At 69.8% G+C, this 26,563-nt stretch carries 29 protein-coding genes; 18 read left to right on the top strand and 11 right to left on the bottom strand.

What is annotated here, in order from left to right; genetic code table 11:
- Positions 1-133: 133 nt before the first annotated feature.
- Entirely contained in the window at positions 134-652 is a 519-nt protein-coding gene (locus tag OG568_RS03485; RefSeq protein WP_266589486.1) for a hypothetical protein, read from the top strand.
- 20 nt (positions 653-672) lie between these two features.
- Here the strand turns inward: OG568_RS03485 and OG568_RS03480 are convergent, their stop codons facing one another.
- From OG568_RS03480 to OG568_RS03470, 3 genes are all read right to left on the bottom strand, one after another.
- Positions 673-1,824, bottom strand: a complete 1,152-nt coding sequence (locus OG568_RS03480; RefSeq protein ID WP_329536248.1) for an MFS transporter — start codon at positions 1,822-1,824, stop codon at positions 673-675.
- A 267-nt stretch (positions 1,825-2,091) separates the two neighbouring features.
- A complete protein-coding gene (locus OG568_RS03475) occupies positions 2,092-2,961 on the bottom strand; it encodes a LysR family transcriptional regulator (RefSeq protein ID WP_329530218.1) in 870 nt (289 codons plus the stop codon).
- 81 nt (positions 2,962-3,042) lie between these two features.
- Positions 3,043-4,221, bottom strand: a complete 1,179-nt coding sequence (locus OG568_RS03470) for a sensor histidine kinase (RefSeq protein WP_329530217.1) — start codon at positions 4,219-4,221, stop codon at positions 3,043-3,045.
- Positions 4,222-4,313: 92 nt separating this feature from the next.
- On the opposite strand from OG568_RS03470, the gene OG568_RS03465 reads away from it, so the two are divergent.
- The 4 genes from OG568_RS03465 (at position 4,314) to OG568_RS03450 (ending at position 7,034) form a co-directional block, all read left to right on the top strand.
- On the top strand, positions 4,314-5,015 hold the full coding sequence (locus tag OG568_RS03465; protein WP_329530216.1) for a response regulator transcription factor: 702 nt from the start codon (positions 4,314-4,316) through the stop codon (positions 5,013-5,015).
- Positions 5,016-5,272: 257 nt separating this feature from the next.
- On the top strand, positions 5,273-5,602 hold the full coding sequence (locus OG568_RS03460) for a hypothetical protein (RefSeq protein WP_329530215.1): 330 nt from the start codon (positions 5,273-5,275) through the stop codon (positions 5,600-5,602).
- Between the two features lie 47 nt (positions 5,603-5,649).
- Positions 5,650-5,847, top strand: a complete 198-nt coding sequence (locus OG568_RS03455) for a ferredoxin (RefSeq protein WP_329530214.1) — start codon at positions 5,650-5,652, stop codon at positions 5,845-5,847.
- Entirely contained in the window at positions 5,844-7,034 is a 1,191-nt protein-coding gene (locus tag OG568_RS03450) for an NAD(P)/FAD-dependent oxidoreductase (protein ID WP_329530213.1), read from the top strand. Before OG568_RS03455 ends, OG568_RS03450 begins: the two co-directional genes overlap by 4 nt.
- Positions 7,035-7,109: 75 nt before the next feature.
- Here OG568_RS03450 and OG568_RS03445 read toward each other — a convergent pair whose 3' ends face one another.
- Entirely contained in the window at positions 7,110-8,162 is a 1,053-nt protein-coding gene (locus tag OG568_RS03445) for an NAD(P)H-dependent amine dehydrogenase family protein (protein WP_329530212.1), read from the bottom strand.
- Positions 8,163-8,260: 98 nt separating this feature from the next.
- A complete protein-coding gene (locus OG568_RS03440; RefSeq protein ID WP_329530211.1) occupies positions 8,261-8,941 on the bottom strand; it encodes a TetR/AcrR family transcriptional regulator in 681 nt (226 codons plus the stop codon).
- A 113-nt stretch (positions 8,942-9,054) separates the two neighbouring features.
- Between OG568_RS03440 and OG568_RS03435 the strand changes: the two genes are divergently transcribed.
- Genes OG568_RS03435 through OG568_RS03405 form a run of 7 tightly spaced genes read left to right on the top strand, consistent with a single transcriptional unit; the run spans position 9,055 to position 15,602 of the window.
- Positions 9,055-9,471: a hypothetical protein gene (locus OG568_RS03435; RefSeq protein WP_329530210.1), complete on the top strand. Its 417-nt coding sequence runs from the start codon at positions 9,055-9,057 to the stop codon at positions 9,469-9,471.
- Position 9,472: 1 nt separating this feature from the next.
- On the top strand, positions 9,473-10,750 hold the full coding sequence (locus tag OG568_RS03430) for an acyl-CoA dehydrogenase family protein (RefSeq protein WP_329530209.1): 1,278 nt from the start codon (positions 9,473-9,475) through the stop codon (positions 10,748-10,750).
- Complete coding sequence (locus OG568_RS03425) at positions 10,747-11,763, top strand: phosphotransferase family protein (RefSeq protein ID WP_329530208.1); 1,017 nt, start codon at positions 10,747-10,749, stop codon at positions 11,761-11,763. The genes OG568_RS03430 and OG568_RS03425 overlap by 4 nt, the downstream gene beginning before the upstream one ends.
- On the top strand, positions 11,760-12,701 hold the full coding sequence (locus OG568_RS03420; RefSeq protein ID WP_329530207.1) for an NADPH:quinone oxidoreductase family protein: 942 nt from the start codon (positions 11,760-11,762) through the stop codon (positions 12,699-12,701). Before OG568_RS03425 ends, OG568_RS03420 begins: the two co-directional genes overlap by 4 nt.
- A complete protein-coding gene (locus OG568_RS03415) occupies positions 12,691-13,614 on the top strand; it encodes an acyl-CoA dehydrogenase family protein (RefSeq protein WP_329530206.1) in 924 nt (307 codons plus the stop codon). Before OG568_RS03420 ends, OG568_RS03415 begins: the two co-directional genes overlap by 11 nt.
- Positions 13,611-14,795, top strand: coding sequence for an acyl-CoA dehydrogenase family protein (locus OG568_RS03410; RefSeq protein ID WP_329530205.1), 1,185 nt, complete (start codon positions 13,611-13,613; stop codon positions 14,793-14,795). Before OG568_RS03415 ends, OG568_RS03410 begins: the two co-directional genes overlap by 4 nt.
- A 15-nt stretch (positions 14,796-14,810) precedes the next feature.
- On the top strand, positions 14,811-15,602 hold the full coding sequence (locus OG568_RS03405) for an enoyl-CoA hydratase (RefSeq protein ID WP_168505398.1): 792 nt from the start codon (positions 14,811-14,813) through the stop codon (positions 15,600-15,602).
- Positions 15,603-15,688: 86 nt separating this feature from the next.
- Here OG568_RS03405 and OG568_RS03400 read toward each other — a convergent pair whose 3' ends face one another.
- From OG568_RS03400 to OG568_RS03375, 6 genes are read right to left on the bottom strand one after another with little or no spacing between them, the layout of a single operon-like run.
- Positions 15,689-16,909, bottom strand: a complete 1,221-nt coding sequence (locus OG568_RS03400; RefSeq protein WP_329530204.1) for a metal-dependent hydrolase family protein — start codon at positions 16,907-16,909, stop codon at positions 15,689-15,691.
- Between the two features lie 2 nt (positions 16,910-16,911).
- Positions 16,912-17,232, bottom strand: coding sequence for a hypothetical protein (locus OG568_RS03395; RefSeq protein WP_329360592.1), 321 nt, complete (start codon positions 17,230-17,232; stop codon positions 16,912-16,914).
- Complete coding sequence (locus tag OG568_RS03390) at positions 17,219-18,481, bottom strand: aromatic ring-hydroxylating oxygenase subunit alpha (protein WP_329530203.1); 1,263 nt, start codon at positions 18,479-18,481, stop codon at positions 17,219-17,221. Before OG568_RS03390 ends, OG568_RS03395 begins: the two co-directional genes overlap by 14 nt.
- 34 nt (positions 18,482-18,515) lie before the next feature.
- Positions 18,516-19,046: a carboxymuconolactone decarboxylase family protein gene (locus OG568_RS03385; protein ID WP_329530202.1), complete on the bottom strand. Its 531-nt coding sequence runs from the start codon at positions 19,044-19,046 to the stop codon at positions 18,516-18,518.
- On the bottom strand, positions 19,043-19,747 hold the full coding sequence (locus OG568_RS03380) for an SDR family NAD(P)-dependent oxidoreductase (RefSeq protein WP_329530201.1): 705 nt from the start codon (positions 19,745-19,747) through the stop codon (positions 19,043-19,045). Before OG568_RS03380 ends, OG568_RS03385 begins: the two co-directional genes overlap by 4 nt.
- On the bottom strand, positions 19,744-19,908 hold the full coding sequence (locus OG568_RS03375; RefSeq protein ID WP_329530200.1) for a hypothetical protein: 165 nt from the start codon (positions 19,906-19,908) through the stop codon (positions 19,744-19,746). The genes OG568_RS03380 and OG568_RS03375 overlap by 4 nt, the downstream gene beginning before the upstream one ends.
- 236 nt (positions 19,909-20,144) lie before the next feature.
- On the opposite strand from OG568_RS03375, the gene OG568_RS03370 reads away from it, so the two are divergent.
- From OG568_RS03370 to OG568_RS03345, 6 genes are read left to right on the top strand one after another with little or no spacing between them, the layout of a single operon-like run.
- On the top strand, positions 20,145-20,879 hold the full coding sequence (locus OG568_RS03370) for an SDR family oxidoreductase (protein ID WP_266589541.1): 735 nt from the start codon (positions 20,145-20,147) through the stop codon (positions 20,877-20,879).
- Complete coding sequence (locus tag OG568_RS03365) at positions 20,876-22,312, top strand: aldehyde dehydrogenase family protein (RefSeq protein ID WP_329530199.1); 1,437 nt, start codon at positions 20,876-20,878, stop codon at positions 22,310-22,312. Before OG568_RS03370 ends, OG568_RS03365 begins: the two co-directional genes overlap by 4 nt.
- Positions 22,312-23,514, top strand: coding sequence for a CaiB/BaiF CoA transferase family protein (locus OG568_RS03360; protein WP_329530198.1), 1,203 nt, complete (start codon positions 22,312-22,314; stop codon positions 23,512-23,514). Before OG568_RS03365 ends, OG568_RS03360 begins: the two co-directional genes overlap by 1 nt.
- Positions 23,515-23,551: 37 nt before the next feature.
- Entirely contained in the window at positions 23,552-24,913 is a 1,362-nt protein-coding gene (locus OG568_RS03355; protein WP_329530197.1) for an ABC transporter substrate-binding protein, read from the top strand.
- 26 nt (positions 24,914-24,939) lie between these two features.
- A complete protein-coding gene (locus OG568_RS03350) occupies positions 24,940-25,131 on the top strand; it encodes a ferredoxin (RefSeq protein WP_054235694.1) in 192 nt (63 codons plus the stop codon).
- A gap of 15 nt (positions 25,132-25,146) precedes the next feature.
- Positions 25,147-26,514: a cytochrome P450 gene (locus tag OG568_RS03345; RefSeq protein WP_329530196.1), complete on the top strand. Its 1,368-nt coding sequence runs from the start codon at positions 25,147-25,149 to the stop codon at positions 26,512-26,514.
- The last annotated feature ends 49 nt before the right edge of the window (positions 26,515-26,563 follow it).

Raw genomic sequence — 26,563 nt, 5'->3', positions numbered from 1 at the left:
GCGGGTTCTGGCTGGGCACGGCTTGATCGCCGATCAAGGAGGGCAAAAACGCTGGCCACGGTGCGTTCCGCCCATTTGACACCCAGTTGAGGGCACAGATAGGAAACAGCTCTCTGAGGTGGAGAGGTGGACCGTGCACGAACCGAACGTGGTCGGGGACTGGCAGGAGTACGACGAGCACGCCGGCCTGCGCGTCCGCGTCCACGGGGTGGAGCGGGCCGAGCCCCCGCGCGGACGCGACGACGCCGCCGAAGGGCTCACCTACTTCCGGTGCCGGGTGACCGTCGAGAACCGCGGTGGCGAGCACTTCGGCATCCACCTCGAGGACGGCCAGATCGACATCCGTGTGGGCCCCGACGGTGAGAGCGCCTTCCTGGACTGGCGCAACTCCCAGTTCATCGAGGGCTATGACGTCTACCCCCTGCGCCGGGCCACCGCGGTCCTCTTCGCCGCCGGCCCGGACGCCTCCCTGTCCCGGGCGGACATCCAGATCCAGCTGAAGGTCGACGACGAGTGGACCGACCGCTACCTGTGGGTCGGCGGCATCGACCTGTACGAGGGTTCGGTCGACGTCGGCGCCCGCTCCGACTCGGCGAGGGACAGCCTCGCCTGGCAGGTGAGCGACTTCCTGCGGGGGGAAGCGGGCTCATGACCCGCTCCCCTGGCCGCTGATCAGGCCGTACGGCGTTCCGTCGTCCAGTGGAGCAGCGCCAGCACCGGCAGGGCGGCGCCCAGGACGGTGACCGCGGTCCACCCGGCGGCGTGGTAGGCGATCGAGCCGAGCTGGGAGCCGAGCGCGCCGCCGACGAAGAAGATCGCGATGAACGCGCTGTTCAGGCGGGCGCGGGCGTTCGGGTCGAGCTGGTAGATGCTGTGCTGACCGAGGATCATGGTGGTCTGCGCGGCGGTGTCGATGAGGATCGCGGCCAGGGCGATCAGGGTGATGTGGGACTGACCGAAGCCCGCGAGCGCGAAGGCCAGGGCCGCGACCGCGAAGGCTATTCCGGTCAGGGGACGGACGAGCCCACGGTCGGCCCAGTGACCGGCGAAGGGCGCGACGGCCGCACCGGCCGCCCCGACGAGGGCGAAGAGGCCGACACCGATGGGGGAGTAGTGGAAGTGAGGGCCCGTCAGGACGTACGACACGGTGGTCCAGAACGCGCTGAACGCACCGAACATCGCCGCCTGGTAGAGGCCCCGGCGCAGCAACGTGGGGTGACGGCGCACCAGTTGGAGCGTGGAGCGCAGGACATGGGCGTACGGCAGGGTCGTGGTCGGCGCGTGCTGCGGCAGGGCCGCGCGCAGGGCCAGGGCGAGCAGGGCCATCAGGACGGCGGAGCCGAGGTACACCACCCGCCAGCCGGCCACGTCGGAGACCAGGCTGCTGAGAGTGCGGGAGAGCAGGATGCCGGTGAGCAGGCCGCTCATCACCCGTCCGACGATCCGGCCACGGGCGTGGTCGGGGGCGAGGCTCGCCGCGAAGGGGACCAGGATCTGGGCGACGACCGAGGTGCCTCCGCTGATCAGGGAGGCGATCAGCAGCATGGGGAAGCTGGTGGCGAGACCCGCGGCGACCAGGGCGAGTGTGGTGACCGTCAGGAGCACGCTGATCAGTCCGCGCTTCTCCAGCCGGTCACCGAGCGGGACCAGGAAGAGCATGCCCAGGACATAGCCGACCTGGGTGAGGGTGATGAGCCCGCCGGCGGTCGCCGTGCCGACGTGGAACACGTCGCGCAGCGAGGACAGCAGGGGCTGGGCGTAGTACAGGTTGGCGACCGTCAAGCCGGAGGCGACGGCGAAGAGGCCGACCAGCCAGCCCGGCACGCCGTGCGCCGCCTGCGCGGTGGCGGCCTGGCCGGGTGACTTGAGGACGGGGGACTTGGACACGGGCACCTTCTCGGGAAGGGAACCGGTGGAGCGGTTCGGGAAGCACTGAGTGGTGGTCGAGCGGCCTCGTAGTCGCTCGCACGGTTTCCTCAGCACCGGAGGAGCCTCCGTGCTTCCCCCGCCATGGCGATGATCTGAAATGTCAGTCATCTCTGAAAGAGATGAACCACTTCGGCCCTCCACCGCCTCCCGCGCCGCGGTCCGTCAGGTCATGTGCCGCAGCAGAGCCGCGACCGCCGGGGGCGTCTCACCGCGCGGCTGGACCACCATGACCTTCCAGTGCGGCGCGTGCCGGTCGAACCGGTGCGTGTCCAGGTCGGGGAAGCGGTCGGCGATCGAGGTGGGCATGACGCAGACACCCAGGTCGGCGCGGACGAGTTCGGACGCCGCCACGATGTCGTTCACCTCGAAGGTGGACTCGCGCTCGACGGCGGCCGCACGGAACGCCCGGTCGACGGCGAGGCGGATCGCCCAGCCGGGCGTGAAGTCCACCATCGGCAGCCGGGCCGCTTCGGCGAGCGTGACCCTCCCGTCGGGCCCGGCCCCGGAGGGGGTCCGCCCCGGCGCGGACACCAGCACCATCTCCTCCCGGGCGAGCAGCCGGGTCACCAGCCCGCGCTGCTGCTGACGGTCGAGCGCGACCACGGCCAGATCCACCGTGCCCTCGCGCAGCGCCTGGCGGATGTCGGTCACGGCCGCCTGCCGCAGTCGCACCACCACACCCGGATGCTCCGCCCGCAGCGCGGCCAGCGGGCGGTGCAGGTCGGCCCACACCCCCTGCATCGTGCCGACCGTCACCCGCCCCCGCAGCTGCCCCCGCGCCGCGTCGACCACCGACCGCGCCTGCTCGGCGGAGCGCAACGTAGCCCGAGCGGCCGGTACGAAGGCCTCGCCCGCCGGGGTCAGCGACACCCGGTGCGTGGTGCGGTCGAACAGCGGGGTCCCGAGCTCCCGCTCCAGTGCGCGCACGGTGCTCGAAACGGCGGACTGCACCACGTGCAGCCGCTGCGCCGCAGCGGTGAACCCGCCCTCCTCGGCCACCGCGACGACGACCTCCATCTGTCGCAGATCCATGTCCTCTCCCGATGCCCGGTCCATCTCAGTCAGTGATGGTCATCCTCCTGGGTTATCACAGAACTGGGCGGGGCGGTCTCTCTACAGCGGTAGATCCGTGGAGACCTCGAAGCCGCCCTCGGCCCGGTGATCGGCCTTGAGCCGGCCGCCCACGGACAGGGCGCGCTCACGCATGCCGATGAGACCGAAACCGTGGCCCGGGGCCGGAGCGGCGGGCGCCGTGGTCGCTCCCTCGTCGGTGACCGTGATGGTCAGCCGGTGGTGGGAGTAGACGAGCCGTACGTGTGCGGTGTCCGAGGCCGCGTGCTTGGTGACGTTGGTGAGCGCCTCCTGAACGATGCGGAAGGCGGTCAGGTCCACTCCCGGTGACAGCGGGCGTGCCTCGCCCTCGGTGGTGACGTCGACCTTGAGTCCCGCGGTCGCGAACGCGGCCGTGAGGTCCGGGAGCCGGTCCAGGCCCGGGGAGGGCTCCAGCGGCGCGTCGGGGTCGTCGGCCTGGCGCAGCAGGCCGACGGTGGCCCTGAGCTCGCGCAGCGCCGAGGCGGTGGTGCCGGAGAGGTCGTCGAGGATCTTCCGTACCTGCTGGGGGTGGGTGCGCTGGAGATGGGCGGCCGTCCCGGCCTGCGCGTTGGCCAGCGCGAGGTGATGGGCGACGACGTCGTGCAGTTCACGGGCGATCCGCATGCGCTCCTCGGCCACCCGGTGCCGCGCCTCCTCCTCGCGGGTCCGCTCGGCGATCTCCGCGCGGGCGTGCACGGCCTCCAGGTAGTCGGCCCGCAGCCGGGCGGCGGTGCCCCAGGCGATGGGTATCAGTACCCAGAAGGCGGGGCCGACCGTCTTGAGCGACAGCGGATGGTGGTGCGACGGGTCGAAGACCAGGGCGGTGGTGATCAGCAGCGCGGCGGTGGAGGCGAGGCCGATGCGCGCGGTCCTGCGGTCGGTGCGGACGGCCAGCCAGTAGAGCGCGGCCATGAGCGGTGCCAGCAGCAGGGGGGTGATCGGGTGGCCCAGCGCGCCGGCGGCGTTGGAGGCGGCCGCGGTCACCGCGACCACCGTGCGGGGGTACGCGTGGTGCCACAGCAGGGCGAGGGCACCCACGCCCGCCAGGAGCACGCCGGGCCACGAGGCGATCCGCCGGCCGGCGGGTTCCGTGCCGGTCCAGGTGCCGCCGAGCGCGGCGGCCGCGAACAGCAGCAGGACGACCGACGCGTCCACGACGCGGGGACGGTCCTTGGCGAACCGCTGCCAACTGGTGTTCATCGGGGGGTTTCCCGTCGGGTGCTGTGATCGTGGTCTGACACGCCTGTCCGCAGAACTTACTTGAGTCAGGCAATCAGTGCTACCGTGGGGGTATGCCCACGCGACTGCCGGGCCCGGCGCATCGAGCTCACCCCGACGGACGACACGTCCTGGTCGTCGTCGAGGACGCCGAGACCACTGAACTGCTGGCGACGACCATGGAGTTGGCCGGCTATCGGGTCAACACCGTGCGCACCGGCGCCGAAGCCCTGGTGCGTCTCGTCGAGCACCGCTTCGATCTGGTCGTCCTCGACGTGACACTGCCCGACCTGCAGGGCCTCTCCCGCGGGAGCCGCTTCACGCCCGCCGATCGCCCCCCGGTGCTCTTCCTGACCGCGTATCAGTCCCTGGGCAGACTCGTCCCCGAACTCGGTGCGGGCCGGGAGGACTACGTCACCAAGCCGTTACGGATCGCCGAGGTCCTCGCGCGGGCCGAGGTACTGCTGCGCGACCGCGGTCCCGGACGGGAAGGACCGTTCTACGGAGACCTGGTACTCCACGACGACACCTGTCAGGCATGGCGTGGCCGACGGGAGATCGACCTCACCCCGGCGGAGTACCGGCTGCTGCGGCATCTGCTGGTCAACGCCGAGCGGGTGCTCTCCAAGGAGCAGATCTGCCGTCATGTGTGGGGCGAGGGCCGCGCCGACAACGCGATCGAGAAGCTCGTCTCCCGTCTGCGGCACAAGGTGGACCGGGAAGTCCCCGTGCTGATCCACACCCGCAGGGGTTTCGGCTACTGGCTCGGCCGCTGAACCCACCCGGCCGGGCGGCCACGACCCCGCGCGTCACGAGTGAAGCCCCTCGCGAGGTGGTGTGTCGCGGGCGCGGGACGCGACTCCGGCCGGATTCGGCCGCCCCCTGCACCCGGTCGATGTGGTGATCTGCGTCACGTCAGCTTGCCGTCAGGAAACTGACCGGAGTGTGTCAGTCCGTTCCGGTTGCATGAGCGTACTGGCCCTTCCGCCGTTCTTCGCTCTCCGTCTCGGCGGAGCCCCCACCGAGGAGTGACATGGCTCAGCCCCAGGCAGGCGCTGTGCGCGACGCGGCCCAGCTGGTCCCCGAGTTCTCGATGCTCGGGGCGGCGGGCGGCCGTCCCTGCGCGCCGGCCCCGGAGGTGGCGGAGCCGTGTGACGCGAAGCCGGTCGCGAACGTTCGCATGTGGGACGAGAACACACTTTGGCTCATCGCCCGCCACACCGACCGGCGCACCCTGCTCGGCGACTCCCGGACGGCGTTCATGCTGTCCGCGTCGTCGTCGGTGATCTCCGAAGTGCTCGAAGTGCCGTACAGCGAGCGCGAGTTCCTCCACTTCGGCTGCGACCGCGCACCCGACCGGTGAGCCCACACCGACCTGGACCGACCTGTACCGACCGAAAGGAAAAGATCATGCGTGTGGAACTGGACGAACCGAAGTGCGTCGCGGCGGGGCAGTGTGTGATGGCCTCTCCCGAGGTGTTCGACCAGCGGGAGGACGACGGCGTCGCGATCCTGTTGGAGGAGCAGCCCGGGGCTGAGTTGCTCGACGGCGTGCGCGAGGCTGTCGCGATCTGCCCGGCCTCGGCGATCCGGCTGGTCGAGAAGTGAGGCGGATCCTGGTCGTCGGCGCCTCGGCCGCCGGGCTCGCGGCGGCCGAGACGCTGCGCCGGGAGGGGTACGACGGCACGCTCACCCTCGTCGGTGAGGAGGCCCATGCGCCCTATGACCGCCCGCCGTTGTCCAAGCAGATCCTCTCCGGTGAGTGGAGCGCGGAGCGGCTGCCGTTGCGCGCCCGTGCCGATCTCGACGCCCTCGACCTGGACCTGCGTCTGGGACGCGCCGCGACCGGCCTCGACCTGGCCGGACGCGCGGTGCTGCTGGCGGACGGGACGCGGCTGCCGTACGACGGCCTGATCGTGGCGACCGGCGTACGTCCGCGCAGGCTGCCCGGCGAGGGCGACGCGCATGTGCTGCGCACCCTCGACGACGCGCTGGCCCTCAGGGAACGGCTGGGGCCCGGGCGGCGACTCGTGGTCGTCGGCGCGGGGTTCCTCGGCGCGGAGGCCGCCGCGGTGGCGCGGGGTCTGGGAACGGAGGTCACGCTTCTTGAGCCGGCGCCGGTTCCGCTGGCCCACGCGGTCGGTGAGCAGGTGGGGCGGGTCCTGTCGCAGGCTCACCCGGACCACGGTGTGGACCTGCGCACCGGGGTCGGTGTGGCCGAGGTGTCCGGCACCGGAGTTCGGCTCACGGACGGAGAACTCGTCGCGGCCGACGAGGTGTTGGTGGCGATCGGTTCGCTGCCGAACACCGAGTGGCTGGAGGGCGGCGGTCTGAAGGTGGCCGACGGGCTGGTGTGCGACGAGTACAGCGCCGCCGCGCCGGGTGTGTACGGGGCCGGGGACGTGGCCCGCTGGCACAATCCGCTGTTCGGTACGTCGATGCGGATCGAGCACCGGACCAACGCCGCCGAGCAGGGCATGGCCGCCGCCCGCAACCTCCTCCACCCGGACGCGCGCAAGCCGTTCGCGCCGGTGCCGTACTTCTGGTCGGACCAGTACGACATGAAGGTGCAGGCGTTCGGCCATCTGCGCGGCCATGACGAAGTCGCCGTGGTGGAGGGTGAGTTGGCCGCGCGTCGGTTCATCGTCGCCTATCGCACGGGTGACCGTCTGGTGGGAGCCCTGGCGATCGGTATGCCACCCAAGGCGATCCGCGGCTGGCGCCAGGCCGTGGCCACCGGCGCGTCCTGGCGCGAGGCCGTCGGCACGGCGTCGCCGCCCCTCGATATCCCCTGAGCCAGAGGTTGGGAGGTCAGGGTGGTGAAGATGCGGTGACGGCCGATGTCCGGTGTGTTGTCGTCGCTCACCGGCTCACCCGAGCCGGGCCACGATGTGCGGAAGGTCGGCCGTCGATCGGATCCCGGGGGACGCCTGGCACAGCACGGGTACCGCGTTCACGGCGCGGTTCGCCGTGTACGAGGGCGACATGGCGGCCATCCGGTCGAGGGGCACCGGGAAGCGCAGGTCGATGTCGAGCGGCGCGTCGCCGTCGATCGTGACGTGCCAGCCGGTGGCGCGCAGGTCCCAGGCGCGGTCGAGGTCGGTGGCGCAGTACCAGGTGGCCCGGAAGCACAGCAACGGTCGGCCGTCCCGCAGCCCCGAGACCGTGATCCGTTGAGCGGCCACGGTGCCCGGTCGCAAGGTGCCCGCGGCGATGTGGATCGGGCGGGGCGCGGTCGCGACCTCCCCCTCGGCCTCGACCGAGTCGAGGGGGATCGAGAGCGTGTCGGCGACCATGTGCAGCGAGGGGCCGAAACTGTCGCGTACGGCGGACAGCCGGTGCTCGTCGTACTCGGCGGGAGGTCTGCCGAACCCCATGACGTCGAAGAGGAGCCCGGGCGAGTCGCGCTGGGAGAGATCGGCGAACTCCTCGATGATCAGCCCGTCGAGCCGCCGTTGGATCGAGCTCAGGGCGAGCGGAAGCGCCTCCGTGATGAACCCGGGGCTGCTGCCGGTGCTGTGGATCGAGGAGTTGCCGCTCTCGCACGCGGCCTCGACCCGCTCGCGCACCGCGGGGTCGAGGCTGGCGGCGCGATGGAACTCGCCGCGCGTCGTCACGACGTTCGTGCCCGAGGCCAGCAACCGGCACACCTCGTCCATGTCGCAGGCGCGCGGCATGTAGAGGACGCAGTCGGCGCCGAGCGCCACGATCTCGTCGATGTCATGGGTCGCGATCACACCGGTCGGGCCCAGGCCGCACAGCTCGCCCGCGTCACGTCCCGCCTTGTCCGGCGTGTGCGCGTACAGCCCGGCCAGCGTCAGGTCCGGATGTTCGAGGACCGCCCGCAGCGCGCGGGAGCCGATGTTGCCGCTGGCCCATTGGACGACCCGGTAGTGAGGCCTGGCGTCCGTCCGTACGGTCATGGGAACCCCCTGATCCTCCGGCACCACGGTGAGAACCATACTCTCCGAAATGGAGAAGGGAACTCCCTGTGCGGGTGGATCAGGGGGTCGAGACCGTGTTACGCGGAGGCGGACCTGCCGGCCGTGGCCGGAACGCCGGAGATGCCGCCCAGGCAGAACTGCCAGACCTCTTCGGAGGTCACCGGGTGGGCATGGCTGTCGGCGGGGACGCCGTGGGCCTGCGAGGCGAACATGACGGTCTGCATGACGAGGGCGGCCTGGCGGCGGGGCTTCGCGTCGGCGATGAGACCGGCCTCGGCGGCCTGCTCGATGATCTCGGTGAAGACGGTGAGCAGCGGGATGTGGGCGGTCGCCACCTGCTCGGGGTGTTTGACCAGCAGTTGCAGCGCGAAGTCGTTGAACAGCGGGCGCTGGACGCCGGGGCTGGGGTGTGACTGCTCATAGAGCGTCTCGACCGCGATCCGCAGGCGCTGCAGCGGATCACTCTCGGTCGCGGCAGCCTCGCGGACCTTGGCGGCGCCCATCGAGAGCGCGTCCTCGAACAGCGCGAGGAGCAACTCGTGCTTGCCGTCGAAGTGCTGATAGAAGCTGCGCAGGGACTGCTTCGAGCGGTCGACGACCTCCTGGACGGTGAAGTCGGTCGTGCCCTTCTCGGCGATCAACTCCTGTGCCGAGTCCAGGAAGCGCTGGACGCGTTGCTCGGCGCGAAGCTTCGCGGCGCGGGTCGATCGCTCTACGGCGCGCTGGCGCCACGCTGGTTCTTCGGGGACTGCGGTCACATTGCAGAACGATACTCCACTTCAACGGGAATAAGTTGCGGCGCCCTACCGAATCACGCAGCGCAGGTTACGAGACTCTTACTTGCATTCACCGAGAATGATATTCTCGCCGCATGTATCTGGGATGGCAGGCGAAGCGGCGCCCCGACGCGATCGCGGTCATCGAGAGCGGCGGCAGGACCGTCACGTACGCCGAGCTCGACGCACGGTCCCGGCACCTGGTGGCGGCGCCGGACCTCAAGCCGGAGGACGCCCTCGCGATCCGTATGCCCAGCGGCGCGGCCTTCCTCATCGAGCGTCACCGGGTCACGGACGCACAGTTCGTCCCCGCTTCACGGTCATCGGTCCGCAGGAGTGGCCGGCCCGCCCGGGATCGGTGGGCCGGGCGGGCGACGACGTTCGCGTCGTCGACGGCGTCGTCCACCGAGGCCGAGGACTTCCTCGGTCTGCCCAGGGATCCCAGCGGAAAGTTGCGCAAGGGCCTGCTCCGGGAGACGTACTGGCGGAACCACGAATCGAGGATCGTCTGACATGGCATGGGACTTTTCCACCGAGCCGGAGTTCGAGGAGAAACTGGAGTGGATCAGGTGGTTCCGCGCCGAGCGCGTGGACCCGCTGGACCTGGTCTACCCGGACCGGGCCTTCCATCCCCTCGACGAGGAGACCGGCCCGGTCGTCCGGGCCCTCAAGCAGCAGGTGCGCGACCAGGGCCTGTGGGCGCCCCACCTCGGCCCGGAGCTCGGCGGACGCGGCTTCGGCCAGCTCAGGCTGGCCCTCATCAACGAGATCCTGGGGGAGTCCAGTTGGGCCCCTGTCATCTTCGGCACGGCCGCGCCGGACACCGGCAACGCAGAGATCATCGCGCGGTACGGCACCGAGGAGCAGAAGGAGCGCTATCTCAGGCCGTTGCTCGAAGGCGAGTGCTTCTCCTGTTTCTCCATGACCGAGCCGCAGGCCGGCGCCGACCCGAAGATGTTCACCACGCGTGCCGAGCGAGATGGCGACGACTGGGTCATCACGGGCCGCAAGTTCTTCTCCTCCAACGCCCGCACCTCCAAGTTCGTCATCGTGATGGCCGTGACCGACCCGGACGTCAGCGCGTACCGGGGCATGTCGATGTTCCTGGTGCCCAGCGACACCCCGGGCATCCGCATGGAGCGCCACCTCGGTCTGATGAGTGAGGCCCCGGACGAGGGCATGCACGCGCTCATCGAGTACGACGGGGTCCGCGTTCCCGGTGACGCGCTGCTCGGCGGCGAGGGCCAGGCCTTCGCCATCGCGCAGACCCGGCTCGGCGGCGGGCGGGTCCACCATGCGATGCGGGTCGTGGGCCAGTGCCAGAAGGCGCTGGACATGATGGCCGAGCGCGCCCTCTCCCGGGAGACCCAGGGCAGCAGGCTGGCCGACAAGCAGCTCGTCCAGGCCGACCTCGCCGACTCGTACGCGCAGTTGCAGCAGTTCAGGCTGTTCGTGCTGCACACGGCCTGGCAGATCGACCGGTACCAGGACTACAAGCGGGTCCGCAAGGACATCTCCGCCATCAAGTTCCTGACGCCGAAGGTGCTGCACGACATCGTGTACCGCTCCATGCACCTGCACGGCGCCCTGGGTGTGTCCAACGAGATGCCCTTCGCCGACATGTGGACCGGCGCGGCCGTCATGGCGGTCGTCGACGGGCCCTCGGAGATCCACAAGGTCACGGTGGCCAAGGACCTGCTGCGCGGCTACGAGGCCGCGTCGGGGCCCTGGCCCTCACAGCATCTGCCCGCTCGCCGGGAGTGGGCCCGCAAGCAGCTGGAGAACATGTGAACATCGAGTCGCTCGCCCGCTGGCTGGACGGTCAGGACATCGCTCCGGGTGAACCGGTCGAGGTGTCCCTCATCTCCGGGGGCACCTCCAACGACATCTTCGACATCCGGCGCGGCGAGCGGCGGATGGTGCTGCGCAAGCCCCCGGAGAAGGTCCCGCCGGGCCGCAACGAGACCATGCTGCGGGAGTTCCGGGTGCTGAACGCACTGAACGGGACGGAGGTGCCGCACCCGGAGGCCATCGCGGTCTGCGACGACACCGACGTGATCGGCTCGTGCTTCTACCTCATGGGCCATGTGAACGGCTGGTCGCCGATGAACACCGACGGCTGGCCCGAGCCCTTCAAGAGCGACCTGTCCCTGCGCCCCGGTCTCGCCTACGAGCTGGTGGAGGGCATCGCCAAGCTCGGCAACGTCGACTGGCGGGCCCAGGGACTCGAGGGGTTCGGCCGCCCGGACGGCTTCCACGACCGCCAGGTGGACCGCTGGCAGGCGCACCTGGCGAAGTTCAGGTTCCGCGAGATACCGGGACTGGACGCGGCGGCCGCCTGGCTGCGCACCCACCGGCCCCGGCACTGGGAGCCGGGCATCATCCACGGCGACTACCAGTTCGCCAACGTGATGTTCGAGCACGGGGCGCCCGCCGAGCTCGCCGCCCTGGTCGACTTCGAGATGGCCACCGTCGGCGACCCGCTGCTCGACCTCGCCTGGGTCGTCATGGGCTGGCCGAACGCCGACGAGGACCGGGACGCCGCGGGCAGGTACGCCGACTACACGGGCATGCCGGACCGGGCCGACATCATCGAGCACTACGCCAAGGTCAGCGGCCGGGACGTCAGTGACATCGACTACTACGTGATCCTCGCCCGGTTCAAGATGGCGATCGTGCTGGAGGGCGGCTACGCCCGCCATGTGAAGGGCGACGGCGGCAACCCGAAGATGGCCTACTACGGGGACGCGGTCCTGCAGATGGCGGCCCAGGCGGCCGAACTGGCCGCGACGACCCGGCTATGAGGGCGGCCCGGTGCCACGCCGTCGGCGGCCCGGTGGTCGTCGAGGAGGTTCCCGACCCGGACGGTGAGGTACCCGTCGACGTGCACTACGCGGCGGTGAACTTCGCCGACGTCCTGGTGATCCGAGGCACCTATCAGGTGAAGGCGGAGCCGCCGTTCACCCCAGGCAGCGAGTTCGCCGGGGTGGTCGCCGAGTCGGGGCACGGGTTCGAGAAGGGCGAGCGGGTCTACGGGTCCGTCTTCGTCGGCGCCTTCGCCGAGCGGGTCGCCGTCCGGGCGGCCAGCCTGTACCGGATCCCCGACACGATCCCGACCCGGCGCGCGGCGGCCTTCGGGGTCTCGCACGCCACCGCGTACAACGCGCTGACGCTGATCGGCCGCCTCCAGGAAGGGGAGCGGGTGGCGGTGCTCGGCGCGGCCGGCGGGGTCGGACTCGCGGCCGTCGAACTCGCCGCGCTGCTCGGCGCGGAGGTGGTCGCCGTGGCCTCCACCGAGGAGAAACGGGCGGCCTGCCTCGAACAGGGCGCCCACGAGGCACTCCCGTACGACGACCTCAAGCGGCGGCTACGGGACTCGGGCGGCGCCGACCTCGTGATCGACCCGGTCGGCGGACCGCACTCCGAACAGGCGCTGCGGGCCATGCGCTGGGGCGGCCGGTTCGTGAACGTCGGCTTCGCCAGCGGCGAGGTGCCCCGGCTCCCGCTCAATCTGGCGATGCTCAAGGGCGTCACGATCCACGGCTTCGACTTCGGCGGCTGGGCACGGCACGGCCGGGAGCAACTGGCCGTCACCCGCGCGGAGCTCAACCGCATGTTCGCCGAAGGCCTGATGAACCCCCGGGTCCACGCCGTCCACCCGCTCGACGAGGTGGCGACCGCCCTGGACCTGGACCGCCGCGCCATCGGCAAGACCCTTCTGGAGGTGGGCCGTGGAGTTTGAGCTCGACGAGGACCAACGGCTGCTGCAACGGCTGGTACGGGAGACGGTCGCCAAGTCCCGCTCGCAGCCCGAGGACCAGCTCTGGTCGACCTATCTGGAACTCGGGTGGCTGGAGGCACCTCCGGTCGAACTGGCCATCGTCCTGGAGGAGTTGGGGTACGTCGCCGATCCGACCCCCTTCCTTGCCACGGCCACCTGGTTCGCCCCGCTCGCCGGGCGACTGCCGAGCGGTTCGGGAACCGGAGTGTTCGACGGCACGGGCCGGTTCGTCCTCGACGCGGACCGGGCGGACGAGATCGCCCTGCTCACCCGCGACGGTGTGCGGATCGTGGCGGGCCCGGACCTCGGCGCGGCACGCGTCGACATCTTCGACCCCACCCTCCACGCGGCCCATGTCGAGGCCTCCGGCCTGGTGCCCGGGATTCCGGACCTCGCCCTGATGGGCCTGGCGATCTCCACGGTCGGCAGCTGCCGGCGCATCCTGGACCTGGCCGTCGCGCATGTGAAGGAACGCGTCCAGTTCGACGTGCCCATCGGCTCCTTCCAGGCCGTCAAACACAAGGCGGCGGACATGTACGTCGCCATCGAACGGGCCCGGGCCCTCGCCTACTTCTCCGCGCTGACCATCGCCGAGGACGACCCACGGCGCGGCAGGGCGGCCTCGATGGCCAAGGCCGCCGCCGGGGAGTGCCAGCGGACCGTCTTCCGTGACGGCTTCCAGCTCTTCGGAGCGATGGGATTCACCTGGGAGAACGAACTGCAGATCCACCTCAAGCGGGCCAAGGCCGGCGATCTGCTGCTGGGGACGGCGGCCGTACACCGCAGGGCGTTGCTGGAGCAGACGCGGCGGGAACGGGAGAGGTCAGGGCCGGATCGGGAGACGAGCGGGCAGGAAGAGGCGGTGGCGGGATGAAGCTGGACTCCGGCTCCGAAGTGGACGAGTTCCGCGCCGAGTTCGCCGCCTTCCTCGACGCCCACCTGCCCACCCCGGACGAGGCCCACCCCGCGTCGCGGTCGAGCGCCGACGTCCCCGCGTGGGCACGCCGCTGGCAGCGCACGCTGTTCGACGCGGGCTGGCTGCTGCCCGGCGAACCTCCCGAGTACGGCGGCCGGAACGCCACCCTGCCGCAGCAACTCGCCCACCTCGAAGAGCTGTCGAGGCGGCGGATCTATCACAGCTTCAACCCCCAGGGCATCGGCATCATCGCCGCCTCGATCCTCACGTTCGGGACCGAGGAGCAGAAGCAGCGGTGGGCGATTCCCCTCCTGCGCACCGAGATCACGGCGGCGCTCGGCATGAGCGAGCCGGGCGCCGGATCCGACCTCGCCGGGCTGCGCACCCGCGCGGTCCTGGACGATGGGGGCACCGCCCGCTCGAGCGGAGCCGAGAGTGGGGGACACTTCGTCGTCAACGGACAGAAGGTGTGGACCTCGGGCGCGCACGACGCGGACGTCCTGCTGACGTTCGTCCGCACCGACCCGGCCGCGCCCAAGCACCAGGGCATCAGCGTGCTGCTCATCCCCACCGGCACCGAGGGTGTGGTGCGCAGGCCGTTCGCGTCCATGGCCGCGCGGGACGACCTCGACTTCAACGAGGTGTTCTTCACCGACGTCCGGGTCCCGCGCGAGAACCTCGTCGGCCCCCTGAACAAGGGCTGGTCGGTGGCGCACGGCTCGCTCGGGCACGAGCGGACCATGCTGTGGCTGAGCTTCGCCGAGCGCCTCGACGATCTGATCCGGGACGCGCCCAGCGACGAGGAGTGGTACGCGACGCTCCTCATGGACGCCCAGGCGCTCAGGCTGCTCGGCTACCGGCAACTGGGCGGCGACCACGACCCGGCGGAGCTGTCGGTGCTCAAGCTGCTCGGCTCGGAGGCGATCCAGGTCGCGAGCCTCAACGCACTGGAGGACCGCGGGCCGGAGGGCCTGGTCCATCCCGAAGTGACCGGCCCGCCGAACCACATGAGCATCGACAACTTCATCTCCAGCTGGTTCGAGCGGTACGCGCGCAGCTTCGCGGGGACGATCGCGGGCGGCACCTCCGAGATCCAGCGCAACATCATCGCCGAGCGCATCCTCGGCCTGCCGAGATGACCCAGGAGGACGTGGATGGACCAGATTCTGTACGAGGTCGAGGACCGGGTCGCGGTCATCAGCCTGAACCGGCCCGAGGTCGCCAACGCTCAGACCATGGGACTCCTCGACGACCTGGACGCGGCCTGGACCCGCGCCGCGGCCGACGAGGACGTACGGGTGATCGTGCTGCGGGGCAACGGACGGCACTTCTCGGCCGGCCACGACCTGAAGGACCGCTGGCCGAGCCCCGACAAGATCACCCTGGAGTGGATCTACACCGCCGAGGCGCGCAGGTACCTGGAGTACACCCTGCGCTGGCGCAATGTGCCCAAGCCGTCGATCGCCGCGGTCCAGGGCAAGTGCATCGCGGGCGGCCTGATGCTGTGCTGGCCCTGCGATCTGATCGTGGCCGCCGAGAACGCCGAGTTCTCCGATCCCGTGGTGCACATGGGCATCGGGGGAGTGGAGTACCACGGGCACACCTGGGAGCTCGGACCGCGCAAGGCCAAGGAGATCCTCTTCACCGGACGGGCCGTCACCGCCGAGGAGGCGGAGAAGGTCGGCATGGTCAACCGTGTCGTACCGCTCGACGAACTGGACGCGGCCACCATGGAGTTGGCCGGGCAGATCGCGCGGATGCACCCCTTCGCGCTCCGCCAGGCCAAGCGGGCCGTCAACCAGACCCTGGACGTGCAGGGCTTCTACGCGGCCGTCCAGTCGGTGTTCGACATTCATGAGACCGGGCACGGCAACGCGCTGAGCGTGGGCGGCTACCCGATCCTCACGCGGCTCGAGGAGATGAAGGACCACATCAAGGCGCAGTGAGCACGGACGGCTTGATGACGACGTCCTGAGGGGCGGGGCGCAGAACGCGCCCCGCCCCTCAGCACACCCCCGCGCGCAGACCTCGTTCAGCCGCGCTCGTGACGGAAGACCTTCCCTCCCTTCATCACGAAGCGGACGTCGGCCATCACCGAGATGTCCTCGAGCGGATTGCCGGGTACGGCGATCAGGTCCGCGAGGAGCTCCTCGGCGATCCGTCCGCGGTCCTCGGCGTCGATCAGCTCGGCCGCGTTGACCGTCGCCGCCCGGAGCACCTCCAGCGGGGTCATCCCGCGCTCGACGAGGGCGATGAGCTCCTGGGCGCCGCGGCCGTGCGGGATCGCCGGCGCGTCGGTGCCGACCGCGATCTTCACGCCCGCCTTGAGGGCCCGGGCGACGACCGTCCTGGCGTGCGGGAAGATCTCGCCCGCCTTGGCCTTCAGTTCGGGCGGGGCCTTGGAGATGTCCATGCCGTCGATCAGGGCGGTCGTGGCGACGAGGAAGGTGCCGCGCTCGGCCATCAGCTCGATCGTCTCGTCGTCCAGCAGGAAGCCGTGCTCGATGCAGTCGATGCCGGCCTCGACGGCCGACCGGACGGCGGCCGCGCCGTGGGTGTGCGCCGCCACCTTGAGTCCGCGCCGGTGGGCCTCGTCCACGATGGCCCGCAACTCCTCGTCGGAGTAGTGCTGCGCGCCCGCGGTGCCCGTGTGGGACATGACCCCGCCCGACGCACAGACCTTGATCAGCTGGGCGCCGTACTTGATCTGGTGGCGGACGGCCTTGCGCACCTCGTCGACGCCGTTGGCGATGCCCTCCTCCAGGGAGAGGGGCATGATGCCGGGGGCGTACGCGGCGAACATCGTGGGGTCCAGATGCCCCCCGGTCGGGGTGATCGCGTGCCCGGCGGGGACGATGCGGGGGCCGTCGATCCAGCCGGCGTCGATGGCCTTGCCCAGCGCGACGTCCAGCAGATAGCCGCCGGTCTTCACGAACAGGCCGAGGTTCCTGACGGTGGTGAACCCCGAGCGCAGTGTCCGGCGTGCGTTGGCGACCCCGCGGAGCATGCGCAGCGGCGGGTCGTCCTGGACGGGGGAGAGGCCCGGGACCTCGCCCCGGCCTCCCATGAGGAGGTTGACCTCCATGTCCATCAGGCCGGGCAGCAGCGTGACGTCGCCCAGATCCAGGACGTCACCCTCGCCTCCTTCTCCGCCGCCGCTCGCGATGCGGTCGCCGTCGACGATGACCAGGCCCGGTTCCTCGATCTGCCCCGTCTCGACGTGCAGGACGCGGGCGGCCTTGAGGGTGACCATCCTCAGACCCGCGGCTCGGCGATGACGTCGAGATAGGCGGCGCCCGAGTCGGGGACGCGGGGCTGCTTCCAGACCTCGATGGGGAAGGACACCATGACGAGGGAGAACATGAGCAGCATCAGATTGCGTTCGGGCTCGGGCAGGTCGTCGAGCGGGAACTTGTCGAGGTGTGTCGTCGCGCGGTCCAGCAGGGGGAACGCCGCGTCGTAGAACGCCTGCATGTCCGCCATGCTGCTGGCGAGGCGTTTGGCGTAGCGTTCGCGTTCGCTGCCGAGGACCCAGTCGCTGTAGGGCTCGAGTTCGGCGAAGTCACTCGGCAGCATCGGCGTGCTCCTTCACGTAGTCCCTCACGACCTTGTGGAGGTGGCGCAGGAGGATCTCCTGGTCGTTGAGGGGGAAGTCGGTGACATAGCGGCCCTTGAGCATGGTCTGGGTGGCCTCGAGGGTGTTGCCGTCCTGGAGGGCGTACTCCTTGAAGGTGACGGCGGCGAGTTCCTGGGCGAGGCGGTCGCGGGCGGTCTTCGCGGGGACGAAGTAGAGGTTCGCCTCGAAGAGGTGCTTGTCCACGGCCGTCGGCCAGTAGTGGTACGTCAGATACCAGCCCGGTGCCCAGATGAGCAGCATGAAGTTGGGGAACAGCACGAAGGAGTCGGTGCCCCAGGAGCGGTGACGGGCCGGGTTGAGACCGGTCGGCAGCGGGTCGAGGCCCGCGATGTCGGGCCGGTCCCAGGGTCCGAACAGGCCGCTGCGCAGCTCCCGTTCGATGGGCTTGACCATCGAGGGGTCCTTCGGCGGTGCCATGCCGCCCCAGGACGAGATCATCGAGTGCGGGCTGTGCAGCTCGTAGTGGAGCGCCTCGAAGCCGTAGCCGAGAAGCTTCTCCGCCTCCTCCTTGGTGGCCTGCTTCTGGTGCAGGACGGGAGCGTGGTAGAACTCCGCGAAGGCGTCGATGAACAGCTTCCAGTTGCTGCCGACCTCGGACTTGTAGGTGAAGACGTCGGTCATCTCGTGGAAGGGGTAACCCTCCAGGCCCTTGGCCATGTCCCCGAGGTACTCCCGCAGGGGCTGCTGGGGGTCGAGGTTGACGAAGACGAAGCCTTCCCAGATGTCGCAGGCGACTTCCTTGAGACCGTAGTCGTCCTTGTCCAGGTCGAAGAACTCGCCCTCCTGCTGGACGAAGGTGAGCTTGCCGGTGAGGTCGTAGCGCCAGGCGTGGTACTTGCAGGTGAACTGGCGGCAGGTGCCCTTGACCTCCTCGCCCGGGAAGTCGTTCCAGACGAGCTTGTTGCCGCGGTGGCGGCAGACGTTGTGGAAGGCGCGGATCCGCTGGTCGCGGCCCCGGACGATGATCAGTGAAGTGTCGGCGGCGGCGAGTTCCTTGGTGAAGTAGTGGCCGGGCTTGGGGACCTGTTCGACGCGTCCGACGTTGAGCCAGGTCCGCTTGAAGACGGCCTCGCGCTCGGCCTCGTAGTACGCGGGATCGATCGAGTCCTCGTAGTTCACGGGACTCGTGCCCAGTTCGGGGTACTGCTCGGTCCAGCTCCCGGCCTCAGGCTTGCTGAAGTGTGGCATGGCTGTTCCCCTTTCCTGAATGAGAATAGCATTCTCATTCAGCGGTAGTGAAGTTCTCCGCAGGTAGGCCGGGATCGAGCTCCACCTCGAAGGTGTTGAGGACCATGGCCAGCAGGCCGTACGTGCCGACGGTGAAGACCAGATCCATCAGCTGCCGGTCGTCCAGCTCGGCGGCGAGCGCCCGGTAGGTGTCGTCCGACAGGCCCGAATCCGCCTCCAGTTCGTCCACGGCCCGGGTGATCGGGGTCGGCTTGCCGACGCGGATCGCGTCGATCTCCTCGTCCGTGACGCCGGCCTTCCGCGCGATCAGCACGTGCTGGACCCACTCGTACTGACAACGCCTGCGCCAGGCCACCCGCAGGATGGCCAGCTCGCGGGTGCGCGCAGAAAGCGTCGAACCGCCGCCCAGGAGATGCCGGTTGTAGCCGAGGAAGGCCTTGGCCAGTTCCGGGTGCTGCGCGAGGAGGCCCAAGACGTTGGACGGCGGCAGCTTGCGCCCCGGCGCGAGGGACGCCAGCGCCTCGGTGTCCCACTGGTCGTAGGGGAGCGGCGGGATGCGGTTCATGTGTTGCGGCCCCCGTTCACGCCCAGGATCTGGCCCGTGATGTAGCCGGCCTCCTCCGACACGAGGAACGCGCAGGCGGCGGCGATGTCCTCCGGGCGGCCGACCCGCCGTACCGGAGTGCGTTGGATGTGCTCCTCGACCGTCCCGCCGAGCAGTTCGCGCGCCTCCGCCTTGCGCAGCATCGGGGTGTCGATGAAACCGGGCGGCACCGCGTTGACGGTCACGCCGAACGGGCCCAGCTCCAGGGCCAGCGCCTTCGTCAGGCCGTTGACCGCCGACTTCGACGCCACGTAGTGCGTCATGAACGGCTGGCCCGACTGGGCGCTGGAGGAGGAGATGTTGACGATCCGTCCCCAGCCCGCCTCCATCATGTCCGGAAGCGCGGCCTGCACGCAGTGGAAGACGCCGTTCAGATTGACGTCGATCACCCGATGCCAGGCCTCGAAGGTGAGGTCGGAGAAGCGCTTGAAGCCGTCCGTTCCGGCCGCGTTGACCAGGATCGTGACCGGTCCCAGCCGCTCCCTGACCGCGGCCAGCGCCGCATCCACCTGGGCCCGGTCGGCGACGTCGGTGGCGGGGGCGACACTCGTGTCCGACGGATTGAGGTCGAGTGCGGCGACCTGATAGCCGTCCTTGGCCAGTCGCTCCGCGATGGCCAGACCGATACCGGAAGCGCCGCCGGTGACGACGGCCGTCCTCATGACAGTTCCTCGTCGCCGACGACGGCGGTGCGCTGGAGCGTCCGCTCCGAGTCGGCGCCGTACGGCAGCGCCCTGCGCGGGTACTCGGCCGTCGCGTTCCTGGCCGGGTCGAGCGAGATGGCTACACCCAGGCTCGGACTGAGGGTCTTCGTTGCGATCATGAAAATATCCCTTCCATATGCGAGAATAGTATTCTCGCCGGTTGGTCCACCGGAAGGCCCGCGACGACGGGCCTCTTGCCTCTCGATGTCGCTGAGGTGTGCCTGTCGATCCTGAATGGTGGTCAGGTTTGGCTGGTTGTCACCTTCTACTGTCTGCCATGACGTTCTCGTTTCCGGAATATTGATTTGCGTAAGCTGAGAATGTAGTTTCCACCACATCCGAGCAAGGAGGCAGGATGCGGTTCCAGGACAAGGTGGCGATCGTCACCGGCGCGGGCCAGGGCATCGGCGAGGGCTATGCCCGGGCACTGGCGGCCGAGGGTGCGCGCGTGGTGGTCGCCGAACTCAACGAGGCACAGGGCGAGCGGGTCGCCAAGGAGATCGGCGACGCGGCTCTGTTCGTCAAGGTGGACGTGGCCGACCCGGCGTCGACGGAGGCGATGGCGGCCGCCGTGATGGCGGAGTTCGGACGCATCGACCACCTGGTCAACAACGCGGCCATCTTCCACAGCATGAGGCGCGACGGCCTCACCACGGTTCCCCTCGACTACCTCAACCGCTTCCTCCAGGTGAACATGCTCGGCGCGCTGCACTGCACGCGTGCGGTCGTCCCGCACATGACCGAGGGCGGGTCGATCGTCAACCAGTCGTCCACCGCGGCCTGGATCGGCGGCGGTTACTACGGCCTGGCCAAGGCCGGGATCAACAGCCTGACCGCCTCGCTCGCCGCCGAGCTCGGCGGCAGGAACATCCGGGTCAACGGGATCGCGCCGGGCCCCACGGACACCGAGGCCACCCGGAGCATCGTGCCCAAGGAGTACCAGGAGCAGATGACGAACAGCCTGGCCATCAAGCGGATGGGCACCCCCGAAGACCTGGCACCCACCGTCCTGTTCCTGCTCTCCGACGAGGCGCGCTGGCTGACCGGCCAGGTCGTCAGCGTCGACGGCGGACAGGTGGTCCGGCTGTGAAGCGGCTGCTCATCGACGGCCGGCTCGTCGCGACCGAGAAGACCTTCCCCTCGCTCAACCCCGCGACCGGCGAGGTGCTCGACCAGGCCCCCGACGCCACGGCCGCCGAGGCCGAGGCCGCCGTCACGGCCGCCCGCCGCGCCTTCGACACCACGAGCTGGGCGACCGACACCAACGAGCGCGTCCGCTGCCTCCGCCAGCTGCACCAGGCGCTGACCGACCATCAGGAAGAGCTGCGCGACCTGACGATCGCCGAGGTCGGCGCGCCGCGCATGCTCACCCACGGCCCCCAGCTCGACGAGCCGATCAAGCTGGTCTCGTACTACACCGACCTGCTGGAGAAGTACCCCCTGACCGAGGAGCTCGGCGAGACCGAGATCCGCGGGCAGCGGCACCGCCGCTGGGTGGAGAAGGAGGCGGCCGGGGTCGTCGCCGCGATCATCCCGTACAACTACCCGAACCAGCTCGCGCTCGCCAAGCTGGTCCCCGCGCTCGCCGCCGGCTGCACGGTCGTCCTCAAGGGCGCCCCGGACACCCCGCTGACCACCCTGTACCTGGGTGAACTGATCGCCGAGCACACGGACATCCCGCCCGGCGTGGTCAACGTCATCGTCTCCTCCGGGGTCGAGGCCGGCGAGGTGCTCACCAAACACCCCGACGTCGACATGATCACCTTCACCGGCTCCACCGCCACCGGCCGCCGGATCATGGAGGCGGCGAGCGCCACCGTGAAGAAGGTCTTCCTGGAACTCGGCGGCAAGTCCGCCATGATCGTCCTCGACGACGCCGACTTCCGCGCCGCCTCCATGTTCGCGGCCTTCACCATCTGCTCCCACTCCGGACAGGGCTGTGCGCTCACCTCCCGGCTGCTCGTGCCGAGGGAGCACCACGACGAGATCGTCGCCATGGTCGCGGCCGGCCTCGAACGCGTGTCGTACGGCGATCCGACCGACCCCAAGACCTTCATGGGGCCGCTCATCAGCGAACGCCAGCGCGACAAGGTCGACGGCATGGTCCAGCGGGCCGTCGCGGCCGGCGCCACCCTGGTCACCGGCGGCAAGCGCGTCGACCCGGGCTTCTTCTACACGCCCACCCTGCTCGCCGACGTCGACCCGGCCAGCGAGATCGCGCAGGACGAGGTCTTCGGACCGGTGCTCGCGGTCATCCCCTACGACGGCGAGGACGACGCCGTACGCATCGCCAACGACTCGATCTTCGGCCTGTCCGGCGCGGTGCACAGCGCCGACGACCAGCGGGCCGTCGCCGTGGCGCGCCGCATCCGCACCGGCACCTTCAGCATCAACGGCGGCAACTACTTCTCCCAGGAAGTCCCCTTCGGCGGCTACAAGCAGTCGGGCGTCGGCCGGGAGAGCGGCGTCGCCGGACTGGAGGAGTTCCTGGAGACCAAGTCCTTCGCGGTGGTGGTCCCGTAATGCGTCCGCTCGAAGGCATCCGCGTCCTCGAAGTCGCCATGTACGGCTTCGTCCCCTCGGCGGGAGCCGTGCTCGCCGACTGGGGCGCGGACGTCATCAAGGTCGAGCACGCCGTCACGGGCGATCCACAGCGCGGCCTGCGGCAGACCGGCACACTGCGCGTCGAGGGCGACCCGAACCCCAACATCGAGCACGCCAACCGGGGAAAGCGCAGCCTCGGCCTCGACATGACCCGGCCCGAGGGCAAGGAAGTCCTCCACGACCTGGCCCGCCGCTCCGACGTGTTCTTGACCAGCTTCCTGCCCGGACACCGGCGGCGGTTCGGCATCGACGTGGACGACATCCGCGCGGTGAACCCCCGCATCATCTACGCCCGGGGCAGCGCGCTCGGGCCGCGCGGACCGGAATCCGAGAAGGGCGGGTACGACATGACCGCCTTCTGGGCCCGGGGCGGCACCGCCGCCAGTATCACCCCGCCCGGCGTCGAGGGCATGATCAGCCCCACGCCCGCCTACGGGGACACCATCTCCGGCACGAACCTCGCCGGAGGCATCGCGGCGGCACTGCTGCGGCGCGAGCGCACCGGCGAACCGTCGGTCGTGGACGTCTCCCTGCTCGGCAGCGGCGTATGGGCCAACGGCCAGGCCACCGCGGTCTCGCTGCACCTCGACAAGTCCTGGGTGGCACCGGTGCCCGGTGCCCACGGCTCGCCGGTCAACCCGCTGTCCGGCATCTACGCCACGGCCGACGAGCGCTATCTGGCCTTCGTCATGCTCCAGCCCGGAAAGTTCTGGGCCGACGTGTGCCACCACATCGACCACCCGGAGCTGGCCGACGACCCCCGCTTCGCCACGGCCGAGCTGCTCGCCGCGAACACCGAAGAGGCCGTCAAGATCCTGCGGACGGTGCTGGCCGGCCGCACCCTCGCCGAGTGGACCGAACGCTTCGCCACCCTCGCCGGGCCGTGGGCCCCGGTGCAGGACACCCTCCAGGTGGGCGCCGACGCGCAGATCCGGGCGAACGAGTACCTGCTCCGGGTCGGCGAGATCGATCTGGCGGCCAGCCCGGTGCAGTTCGACACCACCGCCCCCTCGCTCGGGCCGGCGCCCGAGTTCGCTGCCCAGACCGAGGAAATCCTCGTGGAACTGGGACTGGACTGGCCCCGCATCATCGAGCTGAAAGAAGCGGGCGCGGTCACCTGACCACCCTTTTTTCGGGGAACGAAATCGAGGAGAACCGATGAGACGCTTGCTCATCGCTGTGGCCGTCCTGGCCCTGGCCGGGTGTTCCGCCCGCTCCACCACGTCGCCGAGCGGCGACAAGCCTTCCGCATCGGCGTCCGACTCCGCCGCGGCGGCCGACTTCGGCACGCTCAAGAACGTCTGCCACTCCGGCACGGCCAAGGCCTCCACCTCCCAGGGAGTCACCAACTCCGAGATCAAGATCGGCGTCTTCAGCGACGTCGGCTTCACCAAGAACCCGGAGTTCGTGGACGCCGCCAAGGTGTTCACCTCGTGGTGCAACGACGCGGGCGGCATCAACGGACGCAAACTCGTTCCCGTCACCCACGACTCCAAGCTCGTCGAGGTCCGCCAGCGGATGATCGAGGCCTGCCGCTCCGACTTCGCGCTCGCCGGCGGCGGCGCCGCGCTCGACGGCATGGGCGTCAAGGACAGACTGAACTGCCTGCTCCCCGACTTCCCCGCCCAGACCAGCCAGGCCATCGGATCGGACCTCCAGGTGACCGTCCAGGGTGCCGCGACCGGCTACTCACCCTACGGGGGCTACTTCTCCTGGCTGCTCAAGGAGGCGTACCCGGCATCGGCGAGCAGCGTCGGCGTCATCGCCGGTGACTCCCCGGTCGTCAAGGACATCACCGCGCAGGACAAGGAGACGCTGACCGCGGCGGGCGGCAAGATCACCTACTCGGACCTGTATCCGGCCCAGGGCGTGTCCGACTGGACGCCGTACGCCCAGGCCATCAAGAACAAGAAGGTCAAGGGACTGGTCTTCCTCGGCGACTTCGCCAGTCTGGCCAAGCTGGAACAGGTCCTCACCAACATCGGCTACGCACCCGACTGGATCGACGCCAACAGCAACGCCTACGGCCCCGCCTTCATCCAGCTGGCCGGTTCCGCGCTGGCGAAGCAGGCCAACTTCGCCGACCTCGGCGGCTTCTCCCCGCTGGAGGACGCCACCGCCAACCCGGCGACCAAGATGGTCGAGGACCTCTACGAGAAGTACGCACCCGACGCCCAGGTCACCCTGCCGGCGCTGAAGGCCTTCTCCAGCTGGCTGCTGTTCGCCACGGCCGCGGGCGACTGCGCCGAGCTCACCCGCACGTGCGTGTACGACAACGCGCGCAAGCAGACCGCGTGGACCGGCGGTGGCCTGCAGGCCCCGATGGACCTGTCGTCCCCCACCGTGCCTCCCAAGTGCTTCGACCCCGTCAAGGCGACCGCCAAGGGCTGGGTGGCCGCCGACTTCAAGCCCGACACCGGCGCCTATCGCTGCAACGGGACCCCCTACAAGTTCAAGGGCACCTACACCAAGCCCATGACCCTGGCCGATGTCGGCAAGTCGTTGGCGGACCTGAAGTAGCCACCCCGCGGCAGGAAGGAAGCGATGTGAAGGTACGGGTAGACCCGGAGCGCTGCCAGGGTCACACGCTCTGCGCCATGCGTGCTCCGGACATCTTCGAGCTCAGCGAGATCGACGGCCACTCGTCGGTGATCAAGGAAGAGGTCTCGGACGACCAGCAGGACGAGGCCGTCGAGGCCGTCAGGTCCTGCCCCGAGCGAGCGATCTTCATCTCCTGAGGGGAGAACAACCCGATGACCACGGACGACACCGTCAACGACGACCCCAAGAGGAACCCGGTCCACTTCGACCGGCACACTCCCGAGTACCGCCACGAATTCCAGGCGGTCACCCAGGAGTTGCAGTCCAAGTGCCCCATCGCCTGGTCCGAGACCTACGGCGGCCATTGGGTCGCCAGTGGCAACCGCGAGGTCTTCGAGCTGGCCCGGTCCGCCGAGTTCCTCTCCAACGACCATGACGTCAAGGGCGAGCGGCGCGGGTACCAGGGCATCACCATCCCGCCGCCGCCCCGGGCGAAGGCCGTCAGGGGCGGGTTCCTGGAGATGGATCCGCCCGAGCAGCGCTACTACCGCCAGACGCTCAACCCCTATCTGTCGCCCGCCGCCATCAGCCGCTGGATTCCGCTGATCGACGAGGTGGCGCGCGCGTGCATCGACGAGAGGATCGAGTCGGGGCGGATCGACTTCGTCGACGACCTCGCCAACGTCGTGCCGGCCGTGCTCACGCTCGCCATGATGGGCATCCCGGTCAGGAAGTGGACCATCTACAACGAGGCGGCCCACGCCTCGGTCTACACCCCGCCGAACTCACCCGACCAGGCCCGCGTCGTCGAGCTGCAGAAGGCGATGGGCACGGACCTGGCCATGACCATCGCGGAGATCCGGCAGGCACCGCGCCCGGGCCTGGTCGACGCCCTGGTCCGCGCGGAGATCAACGGCCAGTCCCCGCCCGACGATGAACTCCTCGGCGTGCTCGCCCTGTTGATCGGCGGCGGGTTCGACACCACCACCGCGCTCACCGCGCACGCGCTGGAGTGGCTCTCGGAGCACCCGGCCGAACGGGACCGCCTCAGCCGGGACCGCAAGGCACTGCTGGACTCCGCGACCGAGGAGTTCCTGCGCTACTACGCCCCCGCGCCCGGCGACGGACGGACCTTCTCCGCGGACTGCGAGATCGCGGGCACCCGGTTCAAGGAGGGGGAACGGCTCTGGCTGTCCTGGGCGATGGCGAACCGGGACCCGCAGGTCTTCCCCGAACCCCACTCCATCGACATGGAACGCAAGGGCAACCGGCACAGCAGTTTCGGCCTCGGCATCCACCGCTGCATCGGCTCCAACGTGGCGCGCACGGTGTTCAAGCGGATGGTCACCCAGGTCCTCGACCGGATGCCCGACTTCCACTGCGACCCCGAGGGCGCGGAGCACTACGAGACCATCGGGGTCATCCAGGGCATGCGCCACCTCCCGGCGACCTTCACGCCGGGACCCCGGATCGGTGCCGGGCTCGACGAGACCCTGGAGAGCCTCCAGAGGGTCGTCGACGAACAGCGGCTCGCCGAGCCGGTCACGGTACGCAAGGGGCAGGCGAGGATCGACCGCTGATCTTCGGCGGCCCGTCAGGAGTACGTGTGCCACCCGAGCGGGGGCACGG

Origin of the sequence: Streptomyces sp. NBC_01450, from assembly GCF_036227505.1 — a bacterium.
In the GTDB taxonomy this organism is placed as follows: Bacteria; Actinomycetota; Actinomycetes; order Streptomycetales; family Streptomycetaceae; genus Streptomyces.
The sequence above is the reverse complement of the archived record's forward strand: the minus strand, read 5'-3'. Positions and strand labels throughout refer to the sequence as shown.

Excerpts from the sequence above, each read along its gene's own strand:
- OG568_RS03375 (WP_329530200.1), bottom strand. The coding sequence starts at position 19,908 with ATGATCGCAACGAAGACCCTCAGTCCGAGCCTGGGTGTAGCCATCTCG.
- OG568_RS03380 (WP_329530201.1), bottom strand. The coding sequence starts at position 19,747 with ATGAGGACGGCCGTCGTCACCGGCGGCGCTTCCGGTATCGGTCTGGCC.
- OG568_RS03420 (WP_329530207.1), top strand. The coding sequence starts at position 11,760 with ATGAGGGCGGCCCGGTGCCACGCCGTCGGCGGCCCGGTGGTCGTCGAG.
- OG568_RS03470 (WP_329530217.1), bottom strand. The coding sequence starts at position 4,221 with ATGAACACCAGTTGGCAGCGGTTCGCCAAGGACCGTCCCCGCGTCGTG.
- OG568_RS03445 (WP_329530212.1), bottom strand. The coding sequence starts at position 8,162 with ATGACCGTACGGACGGACGCCAGGCCTCACTACCGGGTCGTCCAATGG.
- OG568_RS03410 (WP_329530205.1), top strand. The coding sequence starts at position 13,611 with ATGAAGCTGGACTCCGGCTCCGAAGTGGACGAGTTCCGCGCCGAGTTC.
- OG568_RS03460 (WP_329530215.1), top strand. The coding sequence starts at position 5,273 with ATGGCTCAGCCCCAGGCAGGCGCTGTGCGCGACGCGGCCCAGCTGGTC.
- OG568_RS03475 (WP_329530218.1), bottom strand. The coding sequence starts at position 2,961 with ATGGATCTGCGACAGATGGAGGTCGTCGTCGCGGTGGCCGAGGAGGGC.
- OG568_RS03395 (WP_329360592.1), bottom strand. The coding sequence starts at position 17,232 with ATGCTGCCGAGTGACTTCGCCGAACTCGAGCCCTACAGCGACTGGGTC.
- OG568_RS03465 (WP_329530216.1), top strand. The coding sequence starts at position 4,314 with ATGCCCACGCGACTGCCGGGCCCGGCGCATCGAGCTCACCCCGACGGA.
- OG568_RS03400 (WP_329530204.1), bottom strand. The coding sequence starts at position 16,909 with ATGGTCACCCTCAAGGCCGCCCGCGTCCTGCACGTCGAGACGGGGCAG.
- OG568_RS03360 (WP_329530198.1), top strand. The coding sequence starts at position 22,312 with ATGCGTCCGCTCGAAGGCATCCGCGTCCTCGAAGTCGCCATGTACGGC.
- OG568_RS03405 (WP_168505398.1), top strand. The coding sequence starts at position 14,811 with ATGGACCAGATTCTGTACGAGGTCGAGGACCGGGTCGCGGTCATCAGC.
- OG568_RS03390 (WP_329530203.1), bottom strand. The coding sequence starts at position 18,481 with ATGCCACACTTCAGCAAGCCTGAGGCCGGGAGCTGGACCGAGCAGTAC.
- OG568_RS03370 (WP_266589541.1), top strand. The coding sequence starts at position 20,145 with ATGCGGTTCCAGGACAAGGTGGCGATCGTCACCGGCGCGGGCCAGGGC.
- OG568_RS03435 (WP_329530210.1), top strand. The coding sequence starts at position 9,055 with ATGTATCTGGGATGGCAGGCGAAGCGGCGCCCCGACGCGATCGCGGTC.
- OG568_RS03355 (WP_329530197.1), top strand. The coding sequence starts at position 23,552 with ATGAGACGCTTGCTCATCGCTGTGGCCGTCCTGGCCCTGGCCGGGTGT.
- OG568_RS03345 (WP_329530196.1), top strand. The coding sequence starts at position 25,147 with ATGACCACGGACGACACCGTCAACGACGACCCCAAGAGGAACCCGGTC.
- OG568_RS03430 (WP_329530209.1), top strand. The coding sequence starts at position 9,473 with ATGGCATGGGACTTTTCCACCGAGCCGGAGTTCGAGGAGAAACTGGAG.
- OG568_RS03455 (WP_329530214.1), top strand. The coding sequence starts at position 5,650 with ATGCGTGTGGAACTGGACGAACCGAAGTGCGTCGCGGCGGGGCAGTGT.
- OG568_RS03385 (WP_329530202.1), bottom strand. The coding sequence starts at position 19,046 with ATGAACCGCATCCCGCCGCTCCCCTACGACCAGTGGGACACCGAGGCG.